27 protein-coding genes are annotated in these 26,095 nt (G+C 58.8%); 14 read left to right on the top strand and 13 right to left on the bottom strand.

The genetic code is table 11. The annotated features are described in order from the left end of the window. Positions 1-3 precede the first annotated feature (3 nt). The 3 genes from AC1MEE_RS25440 to betC all read right to left on the bottom strand — a co-directional run bounded on the left by AC1MEE_RS25440 (position 4) and on the right by betC (position 4,259). On the bottom strand, positions 4-1,572 hold the full coding sequence (locus tag AC1MEE_RS25440; RefSeq protein ID WP_480412255.1) for a SulP family inorganic anion transporter: 1,569 nt from the start codon (positions 1,570-1,572) through the stop codon (positions 4-6). Between the two features lie 224 nt (positions 1,573-1,796). Beyond that, on the bottom strand, positions 1,797-2,717 hold the full coding sequence (choX, locus tag AC1MEE_RS25435; protein WP_480412254.1) for a choline ABC transporter substrate-binding protein: 921 nt from the start codon (positions 2,715-2,717) through the stop codon (positions 1,797-1,799). Between the two features lie 36 nt (positions 2,718-2,753). Beyond that, complete coding sequence (betC, locus tag AC1MEE_RS25430; protein ID WP_480412253.1) at positions 2,754-4,259, bottom strand: choline-sulfatase; 1,506 nt, start codon at positions 4,257-4,259, stop codon at positions 2,754-2,756. Positions 4,260-4,373: 114 nt separating this feature from the next. Here betC and AC1MEE_RS25425 point away from each other — a divergent pair, with 114 nt between their 5' ends. Continuing rightward, the gene (locus AC1MEE_RS25425; RefSeq protein ID WP_480412252.1) at positions 4,374-5,324 is read left to right on the top strand and encodes a choline sulfate utilization transcriptional regulator; all 951 of its coding nucleotides are present in this window, start codon (positions 4,374-4,376) and stop codon (positions 5,322-5,324) included. A 73-nt stretch (positions 5,325-5,397) separates the two neighbouring features. Here AC1MEE_RS25425 and AC1MEE_RS25420 read toward each other — a convergent pair whose 3' ends face one another. Beyond that, on the bottom strand, positions 5,398-6,051 hold the full coding sequence (locus AC1MEE_RS25420) for an NAD(P)-dependent oxidoreductase (RefSeq protein ID WP_480412251.1): 654 nt from the start codon (positions 6,049-6,051) through the stop codon (positions 5,398-5,400). A 101-nt stretch (positions 6,052-6,152) separates the two neighbouring features. On the opposite strand from AC1MEE_RS25420, the gene AC1MEE_RS25415 reads away from it, so the two are divergent. Next, positions 6,153-6,485, top strand: coding sequence for a DOPA 4,5-dioxygenase family protein (locus AC1MEE_RS25415; RefSeq protein ID WP_480412250.1), 333 nt, complete (start codon positions 6,153-6,155; stop codon positions 6,483-6,485). 4 nt (positions 6,486-6,489) lie between these two features. On the opposite strand, the gene AC1MEE_RS25410 is transcribed toward AC1MEE_RS25415, so the two are convergent. The 3 genes from AC1MEE_RS25410 to trpB all read right to left on the bottom strand — a co-directional run bounded on the left by AC1MEE_RS25410 (position 6,490) and on the right by trpB (position 9,118). Then, positions 6,490-6,957, bottom strand: a complete 468-nt coding sequence (locus AC1MEE_RS25410; protein ID WP_480412249.1) for an anti-virulence regulator CigR family protein — start codon at positions 6,955-6,957, stop codon at positions 6,490-6,492. A 122-nt stretch (positions 6,958-7,079) separates the two neighbouring features. Next, positions 7,080-7,892: a tryptophan synthase subunit alpha gene (trpA, locus tag AC1MEE_RS25405; protein ID WP_480412248.1), complete on the bottom strand. Its 813-nt coding sequence runs from the start codon at positions 7,890-7,892 to the stop codon at positions 7,080-7,082. Then, a complete protein-coding gene (gene trpB, locus AC1MEE_RS25400; protein ID WP_480412247.1) occupies positions 7,889-9,118 on the bottom strand; it encodes a tryptophan synthase subunit beta in 1,230 nt (409 codons plus the stop codon). The genes trpA and trpB overlap by 4 nt, the downstream gene beginning before the upstream one ends. Before the next feature lie 125 nt (positions 9,119-9,243). Here trpB and AC1MEE_RS25395 point away from each other — a divergent pair, with 125 nt between their 5' ends. Beyond that, positions 9,244-10,143: a LysR family transcriptional regulator gene (locus AC1MEE_RS25395; RefSeq protein WP_480412246.1), complete on the top strand. Its 900-nt coding sequence runs from the start codon at positions 9,244-9,246 to the stop codon at positions 10,141-10,143. A gap of 2 nt (positions 10,144-10,145) precedes the next feature. On the opposite strand, the gene AC1MEE_RS25390 is transcribed toward AC1MEE_RS25395, so the two are convergent. Continuing rightward, complete coding sequence (locus AC1MEE_RS25390; protein WP_480412245.1) at positions 10,146-10,472, bottom strand: ElaB/YgaM/YqjD family protein; 327 nt, start codon at positions 10,470-10,472, stop codon at positions 10,146-10,148. Between the two features lie 154 nt (positions 10,473-10,626). Between AC1MEE_RS25390 and AC1MEE_RS25385 the strand changes: the two genes are divergently transcribed. Continuing rightward, positions 10,627-10,842: a dodecin gene (locus AC1MEE_RS25385; protein ID WP_480412244.1), complete on the top strand. Its 216-nt coding sequence runs from the start codon at positions 10,627-10,629 to the stop codon at positions 10,840-10,842. Between the two features lie 136 nt (positions 10,843-10,978). Next, positions 10,979-11,203 (top strand): DUF1161 domain-containing protein, encoded by a 225-nt coding sequence (locus AC1MEE_RS25380; protein WP_480412243.1) that lies wholly within the window; start codon positions 10,979-10,981, stop codon positions 11,201-11,203. A gap of 58 nt (positions 11,204-11,261) precedes the next feature. On the opposite strand, the gene AC1MEE_RS25375 is transcribed toward AC1MEE_RS25380, so the two are convergent. Beyond that, a complete protein-coding gene (locus tag AC1MEE_RS25375; RefSeq protein ID WP_480412242.1) occupies positions 11,262-12,263 on the bottom strand; it encodes an LLM class flavin-dependent oxidoreductase in 1,002 nt (333 codons plus the stop codon). A gap of 240 nt (positions 12,264-12,503) precedes the next feature. Here AC1MEE_RS25375 and AC1MEE_RS25370 point away from each other — a divergent pair, with 240 nt between their 5' ends. Continuing rightward, positions 12,504-12,935, top strand: coding sequence for an OsmC family protein (locus AC1MEE_RS25370; RefSeq protein ID WP_480412241.1), 432 nt, complete (start codon positions 12,504-12,506; stop codon positions 12,933-12,935). A gap of 199 nt (positions 12,936-13,134) precedes the next feature. Continuing rightward, positions 13,135-13,368 carry a DUF1161 domain-containing protein gene (locus AC1MEE_RS25365; RefSeq protein ID WP_480412240.1) on the top strand — a complete coding sequence of 78 codons (234 nt, stop codon included), beginning with the start codon at positions 13,135-13,137 and terminating at the stop codon, positions 13,366-13,368. Here the strand turns inward: AC1MEE_RS25365 and AC1MEE_RS25360 are convergent, their stop codons facing one another. Continuing rightward, positions 13,369-13,782, bottom strand: a complete 414-nt coding sequence (locus tag AC1MEE_RS25360; protein WP_480412239.1) for a PA0061/PA0062 family lipoprotein — start codon at positions 13,780-13,782, stop codon at positions 13,369-13,371. A gap of 96 nt (positions 13,783-13,878) precedes the next feature. Between AC1MEE_RS25360 and AC1MEE_RS25355 the strand changes: the two genes are divergently transcribed. Next, the gene (locus AC1MEE_RS25355; RefSeq protein ID WP_480412238.1) at positions 13,879-14,943 is read left to right on the top strand and encodes an aminopeptidase; all 1,065 of its coding nucleotides are present in this window, start codon (positions 13,879-13,881) and stop codon (positions 14,941-14,943) included. 170 nt (positions 14,944-15,113) lie between these two features. Here the strand turns inward: AC1MEE_RS25355 and AC1MEE_RS25350 are convergent, their stop codons facing one another. Next, positions 15,114-15,779 (bottom strand): HAD family hydrolase, encoded by a 666-nt coding sequence (locus tag AC1MEE_RS25350; RefSeq protein ID WP_480412237.1) that lies wholly within the window; start codon positions 15,777-15,779, stop codon positions 15,114-15,116. Between the two features lie 55 nt (positions 15,780-15,834). Continuing rightward, positions 15,835-16,383: a gamma carbonic anhydrase family protein gene (locus AC1MEE_RS25345; protein WP_480412236.1), complete on the bottom strand. Its 549-nt coding sequence runs from the start codon at positions 16,381-16,383 to the stop codon at positions 15,835-15,837. A gap of 103 nt (positions 16,384-16,486) precedes the next feature. Here AC1MEE_RS25345 and prlC point away from each other — a divergent pair, with 103 nt between their 5' ends. The 5 genes from prlC to AC1MEE_RS25320 all read left to right on the top strand — a co-directional run bounded on the left by prlC (position 16,487) and on the right by AC1MEE_RS25320 (position 22,990). After that, positions 16,487-18,538 carry an oligopeptidase A gene (gene prlC / locus AC1MEE_RS25340; protein WP_480412235.1) on the top strand — a complete coding sequence of 684 codons (2,052 nt, stop codon included), beginning with the start codon at positions 16,487-16,489 and terminating at the stop codon, positions 18,536-18,538. Then, positions 18,535-18,822, top strand: coding sequence for a YheV family putative zinc ribbon protein (locus AC1MEE_RS25335; protein WP_480412234.1), 288 nt, complete (start codon positions 18,535-18,537; stop codon positions 18,820-18,822). The genes prlC and AC1MEE_RS25335 overlap by 4 nt, the downstream gene beginning before the upstream one ends. A 380-nt stretch (positions 18,823-19,202) precedes the next feature. Further along, complete coding sequence (locus AC1MEE_RS25330) at positions 19,203-19,940, top strand: gluconate 2-dehydrogenase subunit 3 family protein (RefSeq protein WP_480412233.1); 738 nt, start codon at positions 19,203-19,205, stop codon at positions 19,938-19,940. A gap of 2 nt (positions 19,941-19,942) precedes the next feature. Continuing rightward, a complete protein-coding gene (locus AC1MEE_RS25325; protein WP_480412232.1) occupies positions 19,943-21,718 on the top strand; it encodes a GMC family oxidoreductase in 1,776 nt (591 codons plus the stop codon). Positions 21,719-21,730: 12 nt separating this feature from the next. After that, positions 21,731-22,990, top strand: coding sequence for a c-type cytochrome (locus tag AC1MEE_RS25320; protein ID WP_480412231.1), 1,260 nt, complete (start codon positions 21,731-21,733; stop codon positions 22,988-22,990). 201 nt (positions 22,991-23,191) lie between these two features. Here AC1MEE_RS25320 and AC1MEE_RS25315 read toward each other — a convergent pair whose 3' ends face one another. Further along, positions 23,192-24,616, bottom strand: a complete 1,425-nt coding sequence (locus AC1MEE_RS25315; RefSeq protein WP_480410535.1) for an IS1182 family transposase — start codon at positions 24,614-24,616, stop codon at positions 23,192-23,194. A gap of 332 nt (positions 24,617-24,948) precedes the next feature. On the opposite strand from AC1MEE_RS25315, the gene AC1MEE_RS25310 reads away from it, so the two are divergent. Then, the gene (locus AC1MEE_RS25310; RefSeq protein WP_480412230.1) at positions 24,949-26,013 is read left to right on the top strand and encodes a PA0069 family radical SAM protein; all 1,065 of its coding nucleotides are present in this window, start codon (positions 24,949-24,951) and stop codon (positions 26,011-26,013) included. The last annotated feature ends 82 nt before the right edge of the window (positions 26,014-26,095 follow it).

Genomic DNA, 26,095 nt, shown 5'->3' with positions numbered 1-26,095 from the left:
AGGCTAGTCCTCGAACAGGATCGGGCAGTGATCTGCCCCTTCCAGCTTGCGCAGCTCTTCAACGACGTGCGGTCGGGCGCTTCTGAGGGTCAGGCTGCGGTCCTGGCGGTTCAGGCGTCGGGCTTCCTGGTGCAGCATTTCCACACCTGAATAGTCGATGAAGTTGATTTGTTGCGCATCGATCACCACGCGGGATCCCTTGCTGCGTTGCAGGATGGTTTGCAGGTAGTGGCTGGCGCCGAAAAAAATCGACCCGCCGACGCGCAGGATATCGTCGTCGCCATCGCGCCACTGCTGTACTCGCGGCTGTGAGGTGCGCTTGAGGTAGAAGAACAGAGAGGCCAGCACGCCGGCGTAGATCGCAGTCTGCAACTCCAGCAGCAGTGTGGCCAAGCAGGTCAACGCCATCACCGCAAACTCCGGGTGGCTGACGCGAAACAGGGCACGAATCCCGCGACGGTCCACCAGCCCCCAACAAATCAGCAGAATCGACGCGGCCATGCTTGGAATCGGAATGTGTGAGATCAACGACGCACCGCATACGGCAAACAGCGCCACCCACAGCGCGGAAAATACCCCGGCCAATGGCGAGCGCGCGCCCGCGTCGTAACTCAAGGCCGCTCGGGTGAACGAGCCGGCCGACAGGTAACCGGAGAACAATGCTCCGACCATGTTCGACAGGCCTTGCGCGCGCACTTCCTGGTTGGCGTTGAGCAGTTGCTGCGAACGCGCAGACAACGAGCGGGCAATCGACAGGCTGGTCACCAACCCGAGCATGCCCACAGCCACGGCGCTGGGCAGCAGTTTCAAAATCAGTTCCAGATCCAGCGGCAGCTTGCTGAACGGCGGCAAGTGCCCGACAAAGTCGTGGACCCGTTTTACGTGACCAAATTTTTCCGGCCACAGCCAAACCAATGAACCGGCTGCCACCAGACTGATCAACAGGGTGGGCCAGCGCGGCAGCAGGTATTTTAACGTTGCGCCCAAGGTCAGGGTCAGCAAGCCAAGTATCAAGGAGGGCTGGTCGATCTGGCCTCGAAGCTCAAGCAGTGTGGTCAGGCTTTTCAGTGCAGTGGACTGGCTGGCCACGTCGAGTCCGAACAGGTTCGGCAGTTGCCCCAAGGCAATGACCACGGCGGCGCCCAACGTGAAGCCCAGTACCACCGAGTGCGAGACGAAGTTCACCAATGCACCGAAGCGCAGCAGCCCCAGCAGCCATTGAAAAACCCCGCCGATGAAGGTCAGCAGCAGGATCAGGGTGATGTAGTCCTGACTGCCCGGCACCGCCAGCGGACTGATGCTGGTGTAGAGCACGATCGAGATCGCAGCCGTCGGCCCGCAGATCAGGTGCCACGACGAGCCCCATAAGCAGGCGATCAACACCGGAACGATGGCCGCGTACAGGCCGTACTCCGGTGGCAGCCCTGCGATCAAGGCGTAAGCAATGGATTGCGGCAGTGCCAGAATCGCCCCGCTCAGCCCCACCAGCGCATCACGACCAACGCTGGCGCGGGTTTGCTGGGGGAGCCAGGCGAGGAAAGGCAAGAATTTGTGGCGATTGAGCCAACCCATGAATCTCTCGGTAGTTTTTGCAAAGCGTGAGGGTGAAGTTTTAGCGGATTTGGTGCAAGGCTGGTTTGCTTCTGGCCGAAGGCCGTAGGAGAGACCGGGACGCGCAGTCTTGTCTGCGAAGTGGCCAACGCGGTGAGTCTGAGATTCCGCGTTCAGCTGGTTTTGCTAGTGCTTCGCACTAGTTCGCAGACAAGTCAGCTCCTACAGAAGCGAGGTTTCAGCCTTTAAAGGGTCGCTTTCACAGCGTTCAGCGCATCTTTGTCGTCGATGGTTTTTACGCCATCCAGCCATTTGTCCAGAACGGCCGGGTTGGCCTTGATCCAGGCTTTGGCCGCTTCGGTATTGGTGATTTTTTTGTTCGCCACGTCAGCCATGATGCTGTTTTCCATTTCCTGAGTGAAGCTCAGGTTGGTCAGTAATTTGCCAACGTTCGGGCATGCTTCGGCATAGCCTTTGCGGGTCAGGGTATGCACGCTGCCGGTATCGCCGAAATAAGCCTCGCCACCTTTGAGGTAGTGCATTTTCAGCTGCACGTTCATCGGATGCGGGGTCCAGCCGAGGAATACCACGAAGCTCTGTTTCTTCACGTTGCGACCGACTTCGGCCAGCATCGCCTGTTCGCTGGATTCGACGAGCTTCCACTGACCCAGGTCGAACTCGTTCTTTTTGATGATTGTTTGCAGCGAAAGGTTGGCTGGCGCGCCGGAGCCGATGCCATAGATTTTCTTGCCGAACTTGTCAGCGTATTTGTTCAGGTCGGCAAAGTTATGCACACCTGCGTCCCAGACGTAATCCGGCACGGCGAGGGTGAACTCGGTGCCGTCCAGGTTCTTGGCCAATTGCGTGACCTCGCCATTGGCCACGAACTTGTCGTAAAAGCCCTGCTGGGCTGGCATCCAGTTGCCGAGGAAGACATCCACTTGGCCATCCCTGAGGCCACCGTATGCAATCGGGACTGCCAGCGTGTCGATCTTGGCCTTGTAGCCCATGCCATCCAGCAAGACGCCGGTAATGGCGTTGGTCGCAGCGATATCGCTCCAGCCTGGATCAGCCATCTTCACTGTGCTGCAACTTTGCTCGGCGTAGGCGGAAACGCTGCTCAAGGCTATGAAACCGACCGCCAGTGTTGTGGATAACTTCATCATGGTTGTGCCCCTTTGGTTTTCTTGGTTTTGGCAGGGTTAGGGTTGTGGATAACGTGCCTTGCGCTCCAGATCGTCGAGGTCGATATGGTTGCGCATGTATTGCTGACTGGCGTCTACCAGCGGCTGGTGATCCCAACTCTTCAGCTTGCCGATTGCCAGCGACTCGGCGACGAAACGCCGACGGCGCTGGCTGGCGAGTACCTGGTGGTGTATCGCCGGTATGTCCCACTTGGCCCGTGCTTCGGCCAGAAAATCAGTGAACAGTTGCTGATGCGCCGATGACTGGCTCAGCTCTTCCTGTTCTTGCGGATCGTTGTGCACATCGAACAGCAGGCAAGGGTCCTGCTCCGAATAGATGAATTTATAAGCGCCGCGACGAATCATCATCAGCGGGCCGATGGTGCCTTCGGCCATGTACTCGCCAAACACTTCGTCGTGCCCGTTTTCGCCCAGCAAATGCGGCACCAGCGAACGGCCATCCAACGGTAGGCCGGCTTCCAGTTCGCCCTCGGCCAGTGCGACGAAGGTCGGCAGCAAATCGGCAGTGGACACGGCTGCGCTGACTCGCCCGGCCTTGAATTGCCCCGGCGCGTAGACCAGCAGCGGTACCCGGGCCGCCATCTCGAACCAGTGCATTTTGTACCAGAGGCCACGCTCGCCCAACATGTCGCCGTGATCGCCGGAGAACACAATGATGGTGTCGTCGGCCAGGCCCGTGTCTTCGAGGGTTTGCAGCAGCTTGCCGACGTTGCTGTCGATGTAGCTGCACGCACCGAAATAGGCGCGGCGTGCATCGCGAATCTTATCCACAGGCAGCGGCTTGTCCCACAGGTCATACACCTTGAGCAGGCGTTGCGAATGCGGGTCCTGGCTGGCTTGATCGGCATGCGGTTGCGGCAGCGGAATGTCTTCGTCGCGGTACATGTCCCAGAACGTTTTCGGGATGGTGTACGGGTCGTGCGGGTGGGTCATGGATACGGTCAGGCAGAACGGCTGATCACCCTCTTCGCGGATGTGATCGAACAGGTATTGCTGGGCCTTGAACACCACCTCTTCGTCGAAATCCAGCTGATTGGTGCGCACACAAGGGCCGGCTTGCAGTACCGACGACATATTGTGATACCAGCTCGGCCGTACATCCGGCTCGTCCCAATTCACGGCCCAACCGTAATCGGCGGGGTAGATATCACTGGTCAGGCGTTCTTCGTAGCCGTGCAGTTGGTCCGGGCCGCAAAAGTGCATTTTGCCGGACAGTGCGGTCTTGTAGCCGAGACGGCGCAGATAATGGGCATAAGTCGGCACGTCCGCGGGGAAGTCTGCCGCATTGTCGTAGGCGCCGATCTTGCTTGGGAGCTGGCCGCTGACCAGAGTGAAACGTGATGGCGCGCACAGCGGGCTGTTGCAATAGGCGGCATCGAATACCACGCCTTCGGCGGCGAGGCGGCTGAGATTGGGCATCTTGACAGGAGATGAGGCGTAAAACGGCAACATCGGCGCGGCCATTTGATCGGCCATGATGAAAAGAATGTTCTTGCGCTTCATGTATTCGCGGCATTCCATAGTGGATATTTATGCGAGAGTGCTGCGCTTGAGAATGCGACCCTTGGCTGGGGCGGTAAAGCCCATGCAAAACAATACCTAGGATAAGGCCAGCTTATGTATGACGCCCTTGGTGACTTGTCGCTGGATCTGCTGCGTGCTTTTGAGTCCGCGGCAAGACAGCGCAGCTTTACTGCCGCTGCGGTCGAGCTGGGCACCACTCAGCCTGCGGTCAGTCAGCAAATCAAACGCCTGGAGGAACAACTGGCGACGCGGTTGTTCGACCGAATTTACCGGGGCATCGAGCTGACGGAAGCTGGCGAGGTGTTGTTTGGTTATGTGCAGGCAGGATTGCAGTCCATCGATGGCGGCTTGAATGCGATCACCGCTCAGCGCCAGCATGAGGTGCTGCAAGTCGCCACCGACTTTGCATTTGCCGCCTATTGGCTGATGCCGCGCCTGCATCGTTTTCACCAGGCCAACCCGGATGTGGACGTCAGCCTGGTCACCAGCGAGCGCAGTCACAACATGCTGCGCGCCGATGTCGACGTCGCGGTGTTGTTCGGTGATGGACGTTTCAAACAGGGCGAAAGCCGTTGGTTGTTCAGCGAAGAAGTGTTCCCGGTGTGCAGCCCACAACTGCTCGCTGGCCGCCCGCTACCCTTGCCTACTGAGGCATTGCTGGAGTTTCCGCTGTTGCACTTGCGCGGCGAAGGCAGCAGCAACTGGTTCGACTGGAGCGGCGTGTTCCGTGCGCTGAATATCCACCAGGCCCCAGCGCCCGGCCAGTTGCGCTTCGACAACTACACCCTGCTGATTCAGGCGGCGATTGCCGGTCAGGGCGTTGCCATCGGTTGGCGGCATCTGGTCGATGCGCTGCTGGAACAAGGGCTGCTCTGTCGGCCCATCGCCGCCACCGCCATCTCGGCCTACGGTTATTACGTGGTATTGCCCCAGCGTAAACGACGGCTGCAACTGGTGCAGCAATTCGTCGACTGGCTGGCGACCGAACAGGCGCAGAGCGGGGATTTGTTGGCCGGTCGACCGTTGCCGTCGATTGCGGTGTGACTTTCGCAGGCAAGCCTGCTCCCACAGAAGCTATCCGATCCCCTGTGGGAGCAGGCTTGCCTGCGATTTTCATTCAGAACACAAAATTCACATGCTCGCGAATATGCAGATTCAGGCGCAGTTCATCGGCGATGCCCGCCGCTACCCGCTCCAATCGTTGCAACGGCTCGGCGAGACTCGGTTCCAGGGTGTCGCTGATCTGGTTGAAGTGCTCGATGCTCAGTCCGAGCGCGCCATGCGGTGTGTTGACCAAGGTCCAGTCCAGTTCGCTGCTGTGCAATAACTCAACGATTTTCTCGGCTGCACTTCGCTGTTGCACGTCCATTTCAGATGCCTCATCGAGCACGGCAAAATCGCCGACCAACACCAGCCGCTTGATGCCCATGCGCTGCATGCCGGCAATCAACGTCTGAGTCGCCATGACCTGATCGACAGGTGCCGGGTTGACATCGGGTCGCGAGGCGTCACCGCCGACTGGCAATACACGGGCATTTAGCAGGCAAGCCACCGCCGAGCAACCGGCCACGCTTTGGCTGACCCGCTCGGCGTCGAACAGGTTGCCGACTTTGGTTCGTAGTCCAGGACGCGACGCCAAGGCGTTAAGATCGTCGAGAATGGCGATGACCTCGTGCTGACGACGCAGGAGTTCTGCCATCAAGGCGCTGCCCAAACTGCTGATGGCGCCGTACAGAACCAGCTTCAGAACCGGAGTTTCGGCATTCTTCATGGCAAATAATCCTTGTCTGTGGATAACTTCACTCTAAAGTTCAGACCTGTTTTTTACAGCGGCAGTTCGAGACCGCGCAGGCGTTCTCTGGAGATTGAGCCATGCAGGGTGTTCAGGGCTATCACGCCCATGTTTATTTCGACGCACAGAGCATCGATCAGGCCCGTGCGTTGTGCGAAGAGGCGGCGCAGCGTTTTGCGCTGAAGATGGGGCGGGTGCATGAACGGCCGGTCGGCCCGCACCCGGACTGGAGCTGCCAGCTGGCGTTTGAACACGCTCAGCTGGCCGATGTTGTGCTGTGGCTGGCACTCAATCGCAAGGGGCTGGTGGTGTTTCTCCACCCGCTGACTGGCGATGATCTGGCTGATCACCGCGACCACGCGATATGGATGGGGGCCGTGAGGCCCCTGAAGTTGTCGCTGTTCGAACGCTAGCCGATCAGTTCAGCACGCCGTCGAGGATGGTGTAGATCACACCGGTGGTTATCGCGATCAGCACCACGTCTGGGCCTACGCGACGCCATTCATAACCGTCGTAACGTGGCAGCTGTTCCAGCGCACGCGGGTCCAGGCGTTCGCCATAGCCGTAGGGCAGTGGCCGGCCTCGTTCGATACGAAAGTCCTCTGGCAAAGGACGTCCACGGCCTATGAACTCACGGTGTTCATGGAAGGACCGACGCGCTTCATCGAAATTCTCTGGCGGTCGGCGGGGGCCATGATCTTCACGTTGGCCGTCGTGACGGTCATAGTGCTCATCGCGGCCGTGATCATTGTGCTCGCCGTTGTCCTGGTGATACTCGCCCCGATGGCCCTCATCTCGCTGATCTCGTTCATCGGCGTGCAGCAGCGGGCTGGCACTGATCATCAAGATGCCCAGGCCAGCGATCAAACGGGTTGGCACTTTCATGTGTTGCTCCTAGAAGTTCGGGCAGCAAAAAAGGGTTCAAGCCATTGGCACTGAACCCCCTTTGCCTAACTAGTTAGTGTGTGGTCCGAGGTTTAAATTCCTCGTCCACCCAATCTTTACTCTTAATTGACACGGGCCTTGCGTACGCCCTCGGCCAAGGCCGAGCACAGGCTCAACACGTCGTCGACTGCCTGCTCCTGCGAAGCAGCGGTAGCGATCTTGTCCACCAGTGCCGAACCGACCACAACACCGTCTGCCAGCCTGGCGATTGCTGCTGCCTGTTCCGGGGTGCGGATGCCGAAACCGACGCTGATCGGCAGATCGGTGTGGCGACGCAGACGCTCGATAGCGGTTTTGACTTGATCCGAAGTGGCAGAGCCAGCGCCGGTCACGCCCGCGACCGACACGTAGTAAACGAAGCCGGAGCTGCGTTCCAGCACGCGCGGCAGGCGCACGTCATCGGTGGTGGGTGTGGTCAGGCGGATGAAGTCGATACCGGCTGCCTGGGCAGGCGTCGCCAGTTCGGCGTCATGCTCTGGCGGCAGGTCGACGATGATCAGACCATCGACACCGACTTCTTTGGCCTGAGCGACGAATGCCTCGACGCCAAAGCGGTGGATCGGGTTGTAGTAGCCCATCAGCACGATGGGCGTGGTTTGGTCATCGACGCGGAACTCGCGAACCATTTTCAGGGTTTTCGCCAGTGTCTGTCCGGCGTCCAATGCACGCAGGGTCGCCAACTGAATCGCTACGCCGTCGGCCATCGGATCGGTGAAGGGCATGCCCAACTCGATCACGTCGGCGCCGGCAGCCGGCAAGCCTTTAAGGATGGCCAGGGATGCGTCGTAGCCTGGGTCGCCCGCAGTGACGAAGGTCACCAGCGCCGCGCGGCCTTCTGTTTTCAGCTCGGCGAAACGTTGTTCGAGGCGGCTCATACCAGCTTCTCCTGAGTCTTGTCGGCGGCGGCCATGTGGCTCATCACGGTTTGCATGTCTTTGTCGCCACGGCCCGAGAGGCAGACCACCATCAGGTGGTCGTCGCGCAGGTTCGTTGCACGCTTCATGGCTTCGGCCAGGGCATGGGCGGTTTCCAGAGCGGGGATGATGCCTTCCAGAAGGCAGCAATGGTGGAAGGCTTCGAGGGCTTCGTCATCGGTGATGCTGACGTACTCGACGCGCTTCACTTCGTGCAGATAAGCGTGTTCAGGGCCGATGCCGGGATAATCCAGGCCGGCGGAAATCGAGTGAGCATCGGTGATCTGACCATCTGCGTCCTGCAGCAGATAGGTGCGGTTACCGTGTAGCACACCGGGCACACCGCCGTTCAGGCTGGCGGCATGCTTGTCGGTATCGACCCCGTGACCACCGGCTTCAACGCCGATGATTTTCACGCTGGCGTCATCGAGGAACGGGTGGAACAGGCCCATGGCGTTGGAACCGCCACCGACGCAGGCGATCAGGCTGTCAGGCAGACGGCCTTCTTTTTCTTGCATCTGTTCTTTGGTTTCCTTGCCGATGATCGACTGGAAGTCGCGCACCATCGCCGGATACGGGTGTGGGCCAGCCACAGTGCCAATCAAGTAGAAGGTGTCGTCGACGTTAGTCACCCAATCGCGCAGGGCTTCGTTCATGGCGTCTTTCAGGGTGCCGGTGCCAGAGGTGACCGGAACGATTTCTGCGCCCAGCAGCTTCATGCGGAACACGTTGGCCTGCTGACGTTCGATATCGGTGGCGCCCATGTAGATCACGCAGGGCAGGCCGAAACGTGCGGCGACGGTAGCGGTGGCTACGCCGTGCATGCCGGCGCCGGTTTCAGCAATCAGACGCTTCTTGCCCATGCGCTTGGCCAGTAACACCTGGCCGATGCAGTTGTTGATCTTATGCGCGCCGGTGTGGTTCAGCTCTTCGCGCTTGAAGTAGATCTTCGCGCCGCCGCAGTACTCGGTCAGGCGTTCAGCGAAATACAGCGGGTTTGGACGGCCAACGTAGTCGCGCTGGAAATAGGCCAGTTGCTCAAGGAATTCGGGATCGACCTTGGCGGCTTCGTACTCGCGGTTCAAATCGAGTACCAGCGGCATCAGGGTTTCGGCCACGTAGCGACCGCCAAATGAGCCAAACAGGCCGTTGGCATCAGGGCCGCTGCGAAAGTTGGTCTGGGTCATGGGACCTCCAGGTGGTTTGACGAATAGGATTTAGCCAATCAGGCAATGAGCTCACTTTAACCAGCGCCAGGGTCGATGAAAACCGATAAGATCGACGCAACCTGTCAGGAAAACTCACAGATACCATGAGCCGCGATCTTCCCCCTCTCAACGCCTTGCGCGCCTTCGAAGCCGCCGCCCGCTTGAACAGCGTCAGTCAGGCTGCCGAGCAACTGCACGTTACTCACGGGGCGGTCAGTCGACAGCTTAAAGTGCTGGAGGAACACCTGGGTCTGGCCTTGTTCGTCAAAGAAGGGCGCGGCCTTAAACTCACAGATGCCGGCATTCGGTTGCGCGACGCCAGTGGCGAGGCGTTCGAGCGGCTGCGTAACGTTTGCGCCGAGTTGACCCAGACCAACGCCGATGCGCCTTTCGTTCTCGGTTGTTCGGGCAGCCTGCTGGCACGCTGGTTTATCCCGCGTCTTGGGCGACTGAATGCCGAACTGCCGGATTTACGTCTGCATTTGTCGGCAGGTGAAGGCGACCTCGACCCGCGTCGGCCCGGCCTCGACGCCTTGCTGATCTTCGCCGAGCCGCCATGGCCTGCGGACATGCAGGTCTATGAACTCGCCAGCGAGCGTATCGGCCCGGTCCTCAGCCCGCGATTTGCCCGCTTCGAGCAACTGCGCCAGGCCCCGGCCCAAGCGCTGCTGGGTGAGGCGCTGTTGCAAACCACGTCACGACCGCAAGCATGGCCGAGTTGGGCACAGCAAAACGGCATCGAACCTGATGCGCTGCATTACGGGCAAGGTTTCGAGCATTTGTATTATTTGCTGGAGGCGGCCGTGGCCGGATTGGGCATCGCCATTGCCCCGGAGCCGTTGGTTGCGGATGACCTGCGAGCCGGGCGCCTGGCTGCGCCATGGGGTTTCAGTGAAACTCCGGCGCAGCTGGCGTTGTGGGTGCCTAAACGCGCGGCGGACGGGCGCGCTCAGCTCCTGGCGCAGTGGCTCAGGACAGAGCTCAAGCGTGCTGCCAGGGTCTGAGATCAATGATCCCGTCTGCACAACAGATAGGCTGCCAGCAAACCGACCGCCCCGACCGCAACACCGACCGTGGCCCAAGGATGTTCTTGCGCGTAGTCGCGGGTGGCGAGACTGGTTTCGCGGGTTTTCTCTTTGACGTCTTCGTACACGTCGCTGAGCAGGCTGCGGGAGTGGCTCAGTGCACTTTCGGCATTGGCCTTCAGGGCTTTCAGCGTTCTGTGCGACTCATCCGAAGCATCGGATTTAAGGCTCTCAAGGGATTTGAGCAGACTTTCGATTTCGGCTTCCATGCTTTGCAATGCGGCTTTGCGTAGAGAAGTATTGGCCATGGTGACTCTCCTGCAGTGATGAGTGGCGTGTGTTGTTTCCGACTGCGGGGTTTCAGGAAAGTGCAGTGCGCATACGCTTTTCAAAAGATTTTGCCCACAGAGTAAGGCGCAAATTCACTGCTACGCTCTTAACGTCATCTTCAGGAGAACTGCCATGACTGATCACCATACCTACAAGAAAGTCGAACTGGTCGGCTCGTCGTCTACCAGCATTGAAGAGGCAATCAATAACGCCATCGCTGAAGCCAACAAAAGCATCAAACATATGGAATGGTTCGAGGTCCTTGAAACCCGTGGTCACATTAGAGACGGTCAGGTTGCGCACTATCAGGTCACGTTGAACGTAGGCTTCCGTATCGCCAATAGCTGATATTGCTGAAATTTTGCACTGGCTGATTGCCACAATTTCCGCTACACACATTGAACCCGCTGTCGCGAAACCGTTGGCGTGGTTAATGACTTGGGTTGTTTTTCAACCTGGTTAACCTAACGAGGGAGTGTGACCGATGAAGAAACTTGTACTGGCGATAGGTTTGTTGAGCATCGCAGGCACCGCACTGGCGGCTGGCAAGCCCTGTGAAGAGTTGAAGTCGGACATCGACGCGAAGATCAAGGCAAAAGGTGCATCGTCCTACAGCCTGGAAGTGGTTGCCAAAGGCAGTGCGGCCGGCGGTAAAGTGGTGGGCACCTGTGATGCTGGCCACAAGGTAATCGTGTACAAGCGTGGCTGATGGATTACAGGCTCATAAAAGCCGACGCACATGGCGTCGGTTTTTTTGGGGTTGCAATCTACCCAAGCACCGTCTGCGCCAGAATCTCGTAGGACCGCAACCGATCCGCATGTTCATACAGATCACAGGTGAAGATCAGTTCATCGGCTTGAGTCTGTTCCAGCAGCACCTCTAGCTTGGCGCGGATTTTCGCCGGACCGCCGACCATCGCCAGACCCAGGAAATCCCCTACCGCTTCCCGCTCATGAGGCAGCCACAGGCCGTCCATGGTTTTTACCGGTGGGCGCTGCATCAGGCTTTGGCCGCGCATCAACGCCAGAATCCGCTGATAGACCGATGTCGCCAGGTAATCCGCTTGCTCATCGGTATCGGCTGCCACCAACGGTACGCCGAGCATCACATACGGCTTGTCCAAAACAGCCGAAGGCTCGAAGTGGTTGCGATAGACGCGAATTGCCTCATGCATGTAGCGCGGTGCGAAGTGTGAGGCGAAGGCGTACGGCAAACCGCGCTGCCCGGCAAGTTGCGCGCTGAACAGGCTGGAGCCCAGCAGCCAGACCGGCACATTGGTGCCCGAACCCGGTACAGCGATCACTTTTTGATCAGGCGTGCGCGGGCCGAGATAACGCAGTAGCTCGGTGACGTCTTCCGGGAAGTCGTCGGCGCTGCCGGAACGCTCGCGACGCAGGGCACGGGCTGTCATCTGATCGGAACCTGGCGCACGGCCGAGACCCAGATCGATCCGGTCCGGGTACAGGCTGGCGAGAGTGCCGAATTGTTCGGCGATCACCAGCGGCGCGTGGTTAGGCAGCATGACGCCACCCGCCCCGACACGAATGGTCGAGGTGCCGCCCGCCAGATAGCCGAGCAACACCGCGGTCGCCGAACTGGCGATGCCGTCCATGTTGTGGTGCTCGGCCACCCAAAAGCGGTTGTAACCGAGCTTTTCAACGTGACGTGCGAGATCCAGCGAGTTGCGCAGAGACTGCGCCGGGCCGGCATCCTGGCGCACGGGCACCAGATCGAGGGTAGAGATTTTGATATCTGCTAAACGTTTCATAAGCCGTTACATAGCCTCTGGAGTGTGTCGTGCAGGCTTGGCCCATGAAGTCCGGCGATGACCAAAACCCACCATAGCTCTAATGAGTGTGGGCAGATCTGCGAGTTTCAATAGTCAGGCATACGAAATGTCCTACTGAATTGGTCGGGCTATCCCTACAGTTGAACTTTGCAGTGCCGACTATCCTCAGAACCTTAGTCACTGTGCGAACTCCCTCGCACACCTTCATGAGGAGATACCATGAGCATCATCAAGAAAGCATCGGCCCATTGGGAAGGCGATCTGAAAAGCGGTATTGGCAGCCTCTCCACAGAAACCAACGTACTCAACAAGGCCCCCTACGGCTTCAAGGCGCGCTTCGAGGGCGGCAAAGGCACCAACCCTGAAGAATTGATCGGCGCGGCCCACGCGGGTTGCTTCTCCATGGCGCTGTCGATGATTCTCGGCGGAGCCAACCTGAAAGCCGACAGCATCGACACCACTGCTGAAGTGACTCTGGATCAGGACGGTGACGGGTTTTCCATCACGGCGGTGCACCTGATCCTCAAGGCGAAAATTCCTGGTGCCACGGAGCAGCAATTCGGGGAGCTGACTAACATGGCCAAGGCCGGTTGCCCGGTTTCCAAAGTGCTGAAGGCGAAAATCACCCTGGACGCGACGCTGATCAAATAACCGACCTCGTTGCCACTCCCAAGCCCGTGCAGCTCAGCCCTGCGCGGGTTATTCACACGTTCCCAACATCCAACTCCAACTCCAACATCCACCTGCCAACGCTGACGGCACGCGCAGAACTTGGCCGACGCGAAGAAGGTCAAATGGATCGACACAGCCTTAACGCAGTACTCTGTGCGCTGTATCGAAGGAGTCGAGCATGAAACGTATCGTTTTAGCTGTTATCTGTAGCGTGTCGGTCACCAGCGCCTTTGCGGCAACCAAGTCGTGTGAAGAGCTTAAGGCCGAGATTGAGGCCAAGATTCAGGCTAACAAGGTGAATTCCTACACCCTGGAAATCGTCAGCAATAGCGAAGTGCATGATCAGAACATGGTCGTAGGCACCTGCGAAGGCGGTACCAAGAAAATCATCTATCAAAAGAACGACAAATGATCACAGGCAAGTGACCTCCCGGTCTTCGGCGACCATCCGGCGCTGAGCGTCATACAGACGGCCGCTGACGGTAATGCCTGCATTGCGCGCTTCTAGGCGATAACGTTGCCCGGGGGCGAAGTGGTCGTAGTCCAACACGATGTAACAGGTTCGGGTCGTGACGTCGGCGAACCCGCTAAAGGCGCCGCCGTAGCTCTCGTAGTCAAACCGCACCTGCAACTCATGTCTGCCGGGTTGCACCTGAAAGTAACGCCCGTCGTCCCACCGTTTGCCGTCGAGTTTGTCGGCCATCACCAGATTCCCGGTGTAGGTGAACATCTCGATCCAGGCCTGTTGCGCATCAACGGGCGGTAAGGGGGGATTGGCGCAACCCGCGAGGGTGATCAGGGCAGTTATCAACAGTGACTGACGCATGGAAGGCTCCGCGATCAAACAGGTGTCGATGATAGTTGCGTCAGGGCCGCGCTGTCCGGCATAACGCCACACTAAATAAGACATCAAGGCCACAGCATGATTCGACACGACGCATTGTTTCTCTGCCGTGGTTTTGCGTTGCTGATGTTGTTGCTGCTCGGTGGTTGTTCCAGCATCGACTACTACAGCCAACTCGCTGGCGGCCAATTGCGCTTGCTGCACGCCCGTGAACCGGTGTCTGCGATCATCGCCAACCCGAGCAGCGACCCGAAACTACGCGAGCATCTGATCAAATCGCAACAGGCCCGGGTTTTTGCCAGTCGCCAGCTGCACCTGCCGGATAACCAAAGCTATCGCCTGTACGTCGATATCGGCCGGCCTTTTGTGGTGTGGAATGTGTTCGCCACGGACGAGTTCTCGCTGGACGCGGTTAGCCATTGCTTCCCCATCGCCGGCTGTGTCGCCTATCGCGGTTATTACAGCCCCGGCGCCGCCCGAGGCGAGGCTGCGTTGCAGCGCCAGGCCGGTAAGGACGTTTACCTGAGTGGGGTCGAAACTTATTCCACCCTGGGCTGGTTCGACGATCCGATCATCAGCTCGATGCTGAGCTGGGGTGATGAGCGCCTGGCCGCACTGATTTTCCATGAGTTGGCGCATCAGCGCTTTTATGTGAAGGACGACTCCGAGTTCAACGAATCCTACGCCAACTTCGTCGAGCTGGAAGGCGGCCGCCAATGGCGCACCGCGCGGGGCCTGGCCCCGGAGAAAAAGTCGGACTTGAAACAGCGCGATCAATTTACTCAGCTGGTGCTCGATGCGCGGGAACGCTTGAAAAAACTCTACAGCCAGCCCCTCGCGGCTGACGTGATGAGAGAACGCAAAGCCGCCGAGTTCGAGCGTCTGCGCAGTGACTATCGCCAGATGCGCGACAGCCAATGGTCGGGCGATCATCGTTATGACGCCTGGATCAATGCACCGATGAACAACGCCAAACTGCTGCCCTTCGGGCTGTACGATCAGTGGGTACCGGCGTTTGCCGCGCTGTACAAGCAGGTCAACGGTGATTGGCCGGCGTTCTACAGCGCAGTGGAAAAGCTGGGTGGCTTGCCGATTGACCAGCGCAAGGCAGCGTTGCGGAGGTTGGCGGGATCAGACACATAAACTGTAGGAGCTGCCGAAGGCTGCGATCGACCGGGAACCGGTCGCTTTCTTGAGATCGCTGAAGGTCGTACCGACCTTTTCGCAGCCTTCGGCAGCTCCTACAGGGACCCCGTTTGCTGCGCGACAGCGCGGCGTCGAAGACGGGGCGACATTCCCCTACAAGATTCTCATCAGCCAGAGATTTTGCTGCCCTTCAAAAACGCCGCATGCAACTCAGCGAGGGTGGCGAAGTGATAGGTCGGTGACTCCGCCACCAGCTCTTCATGACTACCAAACCCATAACCCACCGCCGCCACGTCCAGGCCATTGCGCTGGGCGCCGATCAAGTCGTGTTTGCGGTCGCCGATCATTAGCGTCTGCTTGGGGTCGAGGCCCTCTTCGGTCAACAGATGGCGGATCAGCTCGACCTTGTCGGTGCGCGTGCCGTCCAGCTCGCTGCCGTAGATCACTTTGAAATGCTTGGCGAAGTCGAAATGCCGGGCGATTTCATGGGCGAAAACCCAAGGCTTGGACGTCGCGATATACAAGTGACGGCCCTGGCTGGCGAGGGTTTCCAGCAGCTCGAACACGCCATCGAACACCAGGTTTTCATACAGCCCGGTGACCTTGAACCGCTCTCGATAAAAGCCCACCGCTTCCCAGGCTTTGGCTTCGTCGAACTCATAGAACTGCATGAATGCTTGCAGCAATGGCGGGCCGATGAAGTGCTCGAGTTTGGTCAGGTCCGGCTCATCAATGCCCAAACGACTCAGCGCAAACTGGATCGAACGCGTTATCCCCAGGCGCGGGTCGGTCAGGGTGCCATCGAGGTCGAACAGAATATTTTGGTAATGCATGGAGTTCCCGTTTTCCAATTCGTAAAAATGTCCTGTGGATAACTCAGTCATTCGTTCAGAGCGGCTGATCGTAACCTTCGGCCAGATGCTGATCCTTGAGCTTCACGTAATTGCTGGCGCTGTAGCTGAAGAAAGCTCGCTCCTTGTCCGTCAGCGCCCGCACTTGTTTCACTGGACTGCCGACGTACAGAAAACCGCTTTCCAACCGCTTGCCCGGCGGTACCAGACTGCCAGCGCCGATGATCACCTCATCCTCGACGACTGCGCCGTCCATGACGATGCTGCCCATGCCGATCAGGATGCGATTGCCGACGGTGCAGCCATGCAGCATGACCTTATGGGCGATGGTCACTTCATCGCCGATCAGCAGCGGGAAACCGTCAGGGTTGAACGGGCCGGCATGGGTGATGTGCAGCACGCAGGCGTCCTGCACGCTGGTGCGCGCCCCGATGCGGATGCGGTGCATATCGCCACGAATCACCGTCAGCGGCCAGATCGAACTGTCGGCGCCGATCTCGACATTGCCGATCACGACCGCCGAATGGTCGACAAACGCACGCTCGGCGAGTGCGGGAATGTGGTTCTGATACTTGCGAATAGCCACGATAGATTCCTTCTCCAGGACTTATAGATGGGTCAGATAGCTGCGGTCAGCGCCGATTGTAATTAAGATGTGCCAGTGTTTCTTCCAGCCAAGGTGCTAAACCGTGAGCGCGAACAACCCTCTTTTACAGCCGTATGACCTGCCACCCTTCTCGGCGATCCGTGCCGAGCACGTCAAACCGGCGATTGAACAGATCCTTGCCGACAACCGTAGCGCGATTGCCGAGATTCTCGTCAACCAGGGCAAGCAACCGACCTGGGCCGGGCTGATTCTGGCTATGGATGAACTCAATGACCGCCTGGGCGCCGCCTGGAGCCCGGTCAGCCACCTTAATGCGGTGTGCAATAGCGCCGAATTGCGTGAGGCTTACGAGTCTTGCCTGCCGGCGTTGAGCGCCTACGCCACCGAGCTGGGCCAGAACCGCGAATTGTTCCAGGCCTTCGAGGCGCTGGCTAACAGTCCGGAAGCCGCGGGCTTCGACGTGGGGCAAAAAACCATTATCGAGCACTCGTTGCGTGATTTCCGGCTGTCGGGTATCGACCTGCCGCCAGCGCAGCAGCAGCGTTATGCCGAGGTGCAGAGCAAGTTGTCCGAGCTGGGCAGTCATTTCTCCAACCAACTGCTCGACGCCACCCAGGCCTGGACCAAGCACGTCACCGACGAAGCCGCCCTCGCCGGACTGACGGCTTCGGCCAAAGCGCAAATGGCCGCTGCGGCCAAGGCCAAGGACCTCGAAGGCTACCTGATTACGTTGGAATTCCCGAGCTACTACGCGGTGATGACCTACGCCGAAGACCGCGCCCTGCGTGAAGAGCTCTACGCGGCGTACTGCACCCGCGCCTCCGATCAGGGCCCCAACGCGGGTCAGAACGACAACAGTCCGGTCATGGAAGACATCCTCGACCTGCGTCGTGAACTGGCCCAGTTGCTCGGTTTCGCCAGCTTCTCCGAGTTGAGCCTGGCGACCAAGATGGCTGAGTCCAGCGATCAGGTGCTGAGCTTCTTGCGGGATCTGGCCAAACGCAGCAAGCCGTTTGCCGTTCAGGACCTGCAGCAGCTCAAGGCCTACGCCGCCGAGCAAGGCTGCGCCGATCTGCAAAGCTGGGACAGCGGTTTCTACGGGGAAAAACTCCGTGAGCAACGCTACAGCGTTTCTCAGGAAACCCTGCGCGCCTACTTCCCCATCGACAACGTGCTGAGCGGTCTATTCGCTATCGTGCAACGTTTGTACGGCATCGAAATTGCCGAGCAAACAGGCTTCGACACCTGGCACCCGGATGTTCGTCTGTTCGAAATCAAAGAAAACGGCCAACACGTCGGGCGTTTCTTCTTCGACCTTTACGCCCGCGCCAACAAGCGTGGCGGCGCCTGGATGGACGGCGCGCGCGACCGTCGCCGCACCGCTGAAGGCAAGTTGCAAAATCCGGTGGCCAATCTGGTGTGCAACTTCACCCCGGCCGTCAGCGGCAAGCCTGCGCTGCTGACCCACGATGAAGTCACCACACTGTTCCACGAGTTCGGCCATGGCCTGCACCACTTGCTGACCCGCGTCGAACACGCGGGCGTGTCCGGCATCAACGGTGTGGCGTGGGATGCGGTGGAATTGCCGAGCCAGTTCATGGAGAACTGGTGCTGGGAGCCTGAAGGCCTGGCGCTGATTTCTGCGCATTACGAGACCGGCGAAGCGCTGCCCCAGGACTTGCTGGAAAAAATGCTCGCCGCGAAGAACTTCCAGTCCGGGCTGATGATGGTTCGCCAACTGGAATTCTCGCTGTTCGACTTTGAACTGCACGCCACCCATGGTGACGGGCGCAGCGTGCTGCAGGTGCTCGAAGGCGTTCGCGATGAAGTATCGGTGATGCGTCCGCCGGCCTATAACCGCTTCCCCAACAGCTTCGCGCACATCTTTGCCGGTGGTTATGCCGCCGGTTACTACAGCTACAAGTGGGCTGAAGTGCTGTCGGCCGATGCGTTCTCGAAGTTCGAAGAGGAAGGCGTGTTCAATGCCGAGACGGGCCGTGCGTTCCGTGAGGCGATTCTGGCGCGTGGCGGTTCTCAGGAGCCGATGGTGTTGTTCGTCGACTTCCGCGGACGTGAGCCCTCGATTGACGCACTCTTGCGCCATTCAGGCTTGAGTGAGGAAGCGGCAGCATGACCGAGGCACCGGTAATCAAAACCAAAAAACGCTTTATCGCCGGGGCGGTCTGCCCGGCGTGCAGCGAGCCTGACAAGTTGATGATGTGGAACGAGAACGACGTACCTCACCGCGAATGCGTGAGCTGTGGCTACTCAGACACACTCAATGAGCAGGGCCTGTCCGTACCCAAAGAACTGGGCACGCGGGTCAACACGGCGCCGGTAAAACTGGCAGATCCGAAGGTGCAGGGTGTGCAGTTTTTCCCTAATCCGAAGCTGAAAAAGCCGATAGATCCGAGCTAGATCGCGCCACGATATTCGCAGGCAAGCCTGCTCCCACAGAAAATCAAATGCCACTGTGGGAGCAGGCTTGCCTGCGAATCGTCATCTGCCACACATCCTTTCTCAAAACATGGCCGAGTCTCTCAGGGGCACAGTCATGGCCTTTTTTTGCCTCAAAGAACCGTGATATTGAACCTGATACCGGTTTCATTTGTCTGACTTATCTGTTTTTTTGATGATGAATCGATTTTTCCACTGCTTAGCCTGCTACCATTTGTAACTAATGTTTGCCGGTGTGTTCTGTCATTGAAGTCGTGACACCTTGTCTGTGCGACTGAAACAGCCCCGATTGGCCGTCCAAGAGCCGCTCCTTAAACCGTGATCGCAAGATGAGGTCTCCCATGTCTGATCAAGACAACCCGCGGCGTGAGTTCCTGCGCAAAACCCTGACGTTGATCCCTGTGGTGACGGTCGCCAGTGCCGGTTTCGGCAGCGTGGTCATGGCGCAGCCCGCGCCTGTGACCACGGCCACGCCGCCACCTCCGGCCCCTGCCAGCAACGTGGTGTACGAGCCGACTTACTTCACCGCAGAAGAATGGGCCTTCATCAAGGCGGCGGTCGCGCGCCTGATCCCGGCTGACGAGCGAGGCCCTGGTGCCCTCGAAGCCGGTGCGCCGGAATACATTGATCGGCAGATGAACACGCCGTATGCCAGCGGTGCGTTGTGGTTCATGCAAGGGCCTTTCGTGGCCGACGCCCCCAAGGAAATGGGCTGGCAGAGCAAGCTGGTGCCCAAGGACATCTACCGTCTTGGCATCGCCGCCACCGACGCCTGGTGCAAGCAGCAACAGGGCAAGACGTTTGCTGAGCTGAGCACCGCCGCGCAGGACGACGTGCTCAAGCAGCTGGAAGCCGACAAGGCAACGTTCGACAGCGTGCCGGCGAGCCTGTTTTTCAACCTGCTGCTGCAAAACACCAAAGAGGGATTTTTCTGCGACCCGATCCACGGCGGCAATAAGGGGCTGGTCGGCTGGACCATGGTCGGTTTCCCCGGCGCTCGCGCCGATTTCATGGATTGGGTCGAACGCAACGAGCCCTATCCCTTCCCGGCAGTGTCCATTCGCGGCGAGAGAGCTTGAACATGGCAACCGTAATGAAGAAGGTCGATGCGGTGATCATCGGTTTTGGCTGGACCGGCGCAATCATGGCCAAAGAACTCACCGAGGCCGGTCTCAACGTGCTGGCGCTTGAGCGCGGGCCGATGCAGGACACCTACCCGGACGGAAACTACCCACAGGTGATCGACGAACTGACCTACAGCGTGCGCAAAAAGCTGTTTCAGGACATCTCCAAGGAAACCGTGACCATCCGTCACAGTGTCAACGACGTGGCCCTACCCAACCGTCAGCTTGGCGCGTTTTTGCCCGGCAATGGTGTGGGCGGTGCCGGTTTGCATTGGTCCGGCGTGCACTTTCGTGTCGATCCGATCGAGCTTCGTATGCGCAGCCATTACGAAGAGCGTTACGGCAAAAGTTTCATCCCCAAGGACATGACCATTCAGGATTTCGGCGTCAGCTATGAAGAGCTGGAACCGTACTTCGACTTCGCCGAAAAAGTGTTTGGCACGTCGGGCCAGGCCTACACGGTCAAGGGCCAGAAAGTCGGCCCGGGCAATCCTTATGCGCCGGATCGCTCCGATCACTTCCCGCTGGTGCCGCAGAAAAGAACCTACTCCGCGCAGCTGTTTCATACAGCCGCGAGCTCCGTAGGCTACAAACCGTATGACCTGCCATCGGCCAACACATCGGGTCCGTACACCAACCCCTACGGCGCGCAAATGGGGCCATGCAACTTCTGCGGGTTCTGTAGCGGTTACGTCTGCTACATGTACTCCAAAGCCTCGCCCAACGTGAACATTCTGCCAGCGCTCAAACAAACCCCGACGTTCGAACTGCGGCCCAATTCCCATGTGCTGCGGATCAACCTCGACAGCAGCAAAACCAAGGCCACGGGTGTGACCTATGTCGATGTACAGGGCCGGGAAATCGAGCAGCCGGCCGATCTGGTGATTCTCGGTGCCTTCCAGTTTCACAACGTTCGGATGTTGCTGCTTTCCGGGATCGGCAAGCCTTACGACCCGAAAACCGGCGAAGGCGTGGTCGGCAAGAACTTCGCTTACCAGAACATGGCGACCATCAAGGCGTTCTTCGACAAGGACGTGTACACCAACAACTTCATCGGCGCCGGCGGCGCGGGTGTGGCGGTGGATGACTTCAACGCCGACAACTTCGACCACGGCCCACATGGCTTCGTCGGCGGCTCACCGATGTGGGTCAACCAGGCCGGCAGCCGGCCGATTGCCGGCACGTCCAATCCGCCGGGCACGCCAGCCTGGGGCAGTGCCTGGAAGCGAACCACCGCCGATTTTTATTCTCATCAAGTATCGATGGACGCCCACGGCGCGCATCAATCCTACCGGGGTAACTATCTGGATCTCGACCCGACCTACCGCGATGCCTATGGCCAGCCCTTGCTGCGCATGACTTTCGATTGGCAGGAAAACGACATCAAGATGAATCAGTTCATGGTCGGAAAATTGAGCAAGGTCGCCGAAGCCATGAACCCCAAAGCCATCGCCTTTCTGGGCAAAAAAGTGGGTGATCACTTCAACACCGCCGCCTACCAGACCACCCACCTTAACGGTGGCGCGATCATGGGCACCGATCCGAAAACCAGTGTGATCAATCGCTACCTGCAGAGCTGGGACGTGCACAACGTTTTCGTTCCCGGTGCGTCCGCTTTCCCACAGGGCCTGGGTTATAACCCGACGGGTCTGGTGGCAGCGTTGACCTATTGGTCGGCTAAGGCGATTCGTGAGCAGTACCTGAAAAACCCTGGCCCGCTGGTTCAGGCTTAAGGAGCGATGACCATGAACAATCTGTTTATCGCGATGCTGGCTTTGTGCTTTTGCGTGCCGGTGTTCGCCGCCGACAGCGCCGACCCTGCCTTGATCAAACAGGGCGAGTACCTGGCGCGAGCGGGCGATTGCGTGGCTTGCCACACGGCCAAGGATGGCAAGCCATTCGCTGGTGGGCTGCCCATGCAAACACCCATTGGCACCATTTACTCGACCAACATCACCCCGGATAAAACCGGTATCGGCGAATACAGCTTCGAGGATTTCGACAAAGCCGTGCGTCAGGGTGTTTCCAAAAGCGGCAGTACCTTGTATCCCGCCATGCCGTATCCGTCCTACGCGCGCGTCACCGAAGCCGACATGCACGCGTTGTACGCTTACTTCATGAAAGGCGTTGCGCCGGTCGTGCAGGACAACAAGGACTCGGATATCCCATGGCCGTTGAGCATGCGCTGGCCGCTGACGGGTTGGCGCTGGATGTTTGCGCCAACGGTCGAGGCGAATCAGGTACCCGCCGCGCAGGATGCGGTGCTCAGTCGCGGCGCGTACTTGGTCGAAGGTCTCGGCCACTGCAGCGCCTGCCATACACCACGAGCGATCACCATGCAGGAAAAAGCCCTCAGCGCGAATGAAGGGAGCAAGTTCCTGTCCGGCAGCGCACCGCTGGAAGGCTGGGTCGCCAAAAGCTTGCGCGGCGACCACAAAGACGGGCTGGGCAGTTGGTCCGAGGCGCAACTGGTGCAGTTCCTCAAAACCGGTCGTAGCGACCGTAGCGCGGTTTTCGGCGGTATGACCGATGTGGTTGTACACAGCATGCAGTACATGAGCGATGAAGATTTGACCGCCATCGCCCACTATCTTAAATCCCTGCCCGCCAGCGACCCCAACGATCTGCCCCATCAATACGATGAGCGAGTCGCCAAGGCCCTGTGGAAAGGCGACGACAGCAAAGTCGGCGCTGCGGTGTACATCGACAATTGCTCATCCTGTCACCGCACCGACGGTCACGGCTACACCCGCGTGTACCCGGCGCTGGCAGGCAACACGGTGTTGCAATCCGAAGACGCGACCTCGTTGATCCACATCGTGCTCAACGGCGGCACGCTGGCAGCGACCCACACCGCGCCCTCGGCCTTCACCATGCCGGCCTTCGCCTGGCGAATGTCGGATCAGCAAGTGGCCGATGTGGTCAATTTCATTCGCAGCAGTTGGGGGAATCAGGCTGGAGCGGTCAAGGCCAGCGACGTGGCCTCGGTTCGCAAGGAAGGCTAGAGAAGAAGCGATGAACACTTGTACAGGCTGTGTGAAAACCTGACGATCATGTTTCAAACCAACGCCCCGACTTGTCGGGGCGTTGGTTTTTGGCCTTTGATCCCGAAATCATCGCTGTTCGTTTTCACGTCGCCGGGACAAAGCGTTTTGAGCGCTCCATGGCCAGTCCTGGGACGTTTGTCAGGCGCAAAAAAAGGCTGCTTAGCCCATCTTCGCCATCATTTCACGCGCACCCAGCACATTGATCGCCCTTTTAAAGTTATAGGCAAGCACCGCCAGCGACATCTCTATTCGCGCGCCTTTCAGTTGGCGTAGCAAGAACCGTCCATTGCCCATGATCCATTGCTTGAGGTTGCCGAAGGGGTGTTCAACGATGGACCTTCGTTCAACCATCTTCTCCGGATGCGCCTGCATGCGCTGCTCCATTCGCTCAAAAGCGGCCTCATGCGCATGCCGCGTTACTTTCCGGCGGGAGGTCTTGGTGCACTGACTTTTCAGCGGGCAGTGGGCGCAGTCACTGGGCAGTGCGTGGTAAATACGCGTGCCGCGATTCAGTTGCGTCAGCGTCAGTAGCTTGCCATTCGGGCACCGGTACTGATCGTCCAGGGCCTCATACGTAAACTGGGTGCGGTCAAAGAATTTTACGTCCCCGCCCCGCGTGTTGATCGTTCGATTCAGCGGCACATACGCCGTGATACCCGCGTCTTCACAGGCCTGGAATTGTTTGCCGTGGGAATATCCGGCATCGGCCACTACCGTCAGCTCTGACTGTTGCAGTACTTCTTTAGCCGCTTTGGCCATGGGTTCAAGCTGTTTGCGGTCATCGCCGTCCTGAGTCACTTCGTGGTGCAGGATCAAGCCGTTCTCGGCATCCACCGCCGTCTGCACGTTGTACGCCACGGCCATGCCTTGCGGCGCCCGCATCATCCGCGCCTCGCTTTCGGTGCTGATGAACTGCTCGACTTCCAGCGCCTTCATCACCTGCTGACGGGTCAGGTTGTTGTCTCGTTTGTTGCTCAGACGGGCCAAAGCGGCTTTGACTTTCTGCTTATCCACAGGCTGATCGGCGTCGTCTTTGTCCGCCCGATCAAGCTCCGCCAGGTACTGGGTAATCTTCTTGTTCAGTATTTCCTCATCGCGCTTAAGGTGCTTGAGGCTCATATGACGGCGCTTGGAGGCCACGGCTTTGAATTTGCTGCCGTCGATAGCAACCAGCTTGCCGGCGATTAGCCCCACTTCACGGCAAAAAAGAATGAAGAGTCGGCAGATGGCGGCGAATGCGGCACCGTTGTCTCTGCGGAAATCGGCGATGGTTTTGAAGTCAGGTGCGAGCTGATTGAGCAGCCACATGACTTCGATGTTGCGCAGGCATTCGGCTTCGAGGCGGCGTGACGAACGGATGCTGAGGAAATAGCCGTAGAGATAAAGTTTGAGCAGGTCTGCCGGATCATAGGGCGGGCGCCCGTTGCCCTTGAGGACAGCCTTGTCGAATCCCAGCTCCCGCAGATTGAGCTGGGTGACATAGGCATCAATGACTCTGACCAAGTGGTCTACCGGAATGGATTCTTCCAGCGACACCGGAAAAAGACTGCTCTGATCGCGCGCTATGCCTTGGATGTATGCCACAAAAATGCCCCCAATCTTCCGATGAAGGCATTTTCTTAGACCGTTGCAAGAATTGCCAGGTTTTCACACAGTCTGTGTAGGAGCTGACTTGTCTGCGAAGACCATGCGACGCGGTCTGTCTGGCGCACCGCAGTGAGGCTTTCGCAGACAAGTCAGCTCCTACGCCCTCCGGGCAGAATCGGGACCGAGTTTGCTGCGCGACAGCGCGGGCCCTCCTACAGGGGATTTTCAGCGCCGTTCAGTCTGTGGCACTGAACAAGCCAGCCCAGCGGTGCTAGGCAAAAGGGTGCCACACGGATACTGTATGCATAGACAGTATCCGGAGAGCCCTTATGTCCACCGCTCTGCCTCCACGCGGTCGCGGTACCGCCAGCAACCCGCACAATCGTTTCGCGCCCAACCGTTCGGTGGCCGAGGATGACGGTTGGTATCAGGAAGTGCCGCTGACCCAAGGCACCGAGGTTCGCAGCGAGACGGCGAAAACCATCATCACGCGCAACACCTCGCCGGACATTCCGTTCGACCGTTCGATCAATCCTTATCGTGGCTGTGAGCATGGTTGCATCTATTGTTATGCGCGGCCCAGCCATGCCTATTGGGACATGTCGCCGGGGCTGGATTTCGAGACCAAACTGATCGCCAAGACCAATGCCGCTGCGGTGCTTGAACAACAGTTGTCCAAGCCGGGATACCGCGTCGCGCCGATCACGTTGGGCTCCAATACCGATCCTTATCAGCCGATCGAACGTGAATACAAAATCACCCGTGCCACTCTGGAGGTGCTGCTGCGCTATCGTCATCCGGTGACGATCATCACCAAGGGTTCGTTGATCCTGCGCGATCTGGATCTGCTGAGCGAGTTGGCCAAGCAACGTCTGGTCTCGGTGATGATCAGCCTGACGACGCTGGATGATGAGCTCAAGCGCATTCTTGAGCCGCGCGCTGCGGCGCCCAAAGCGCGACTGAGGGCGATCCGGGTGATGCGCCAGGCGGGCATTCCCGTTGGGGTGTTGTGTGCGCCAATGATCCCGATGATCAATGACAGTGAGCTGGAAAACCTGCTGACTGAAGCCAAGGCGGCAGGCGCGTTGAGCGCCAGCTACGTGATGCTGCGCTTGCCGCTGGAGGTTGCGCCGTTGTTTGAGGAGTGGCTGCAGGCGCATTATCCGCAACGGGCGGCGCATGTCATGAGCCTGATCCGGCAGAGTCGCGGCGGTGAGGTGTATGACAGCCGGTTTGGGGTGCGAATGCGTGGTGAAGGGCCGTTCGCCGATTTGCTGGCCCAGCGATACAGCATCGCCGCCAAACGGCTGGGGCTGGATCGGGATCGGCGTGAAAACTTCAAGCTCGATTGTGATGCATTCTGTCCGCCGGGTGGGCAGATGTCGTTGTTGTAAGGGACATGCCAGACCCCCGGTCTAGAGCGTTATATTCAGTTTCAATTAAGCTTGGACGGGTACTGTTGAACCTGAAGTGACC

Source organism: Pseudomonas sp. ASL3, assembly GCF_056680425.1.
This window is presented reverse-complemented; position numbering and strand designations above follow the sequence as displayed.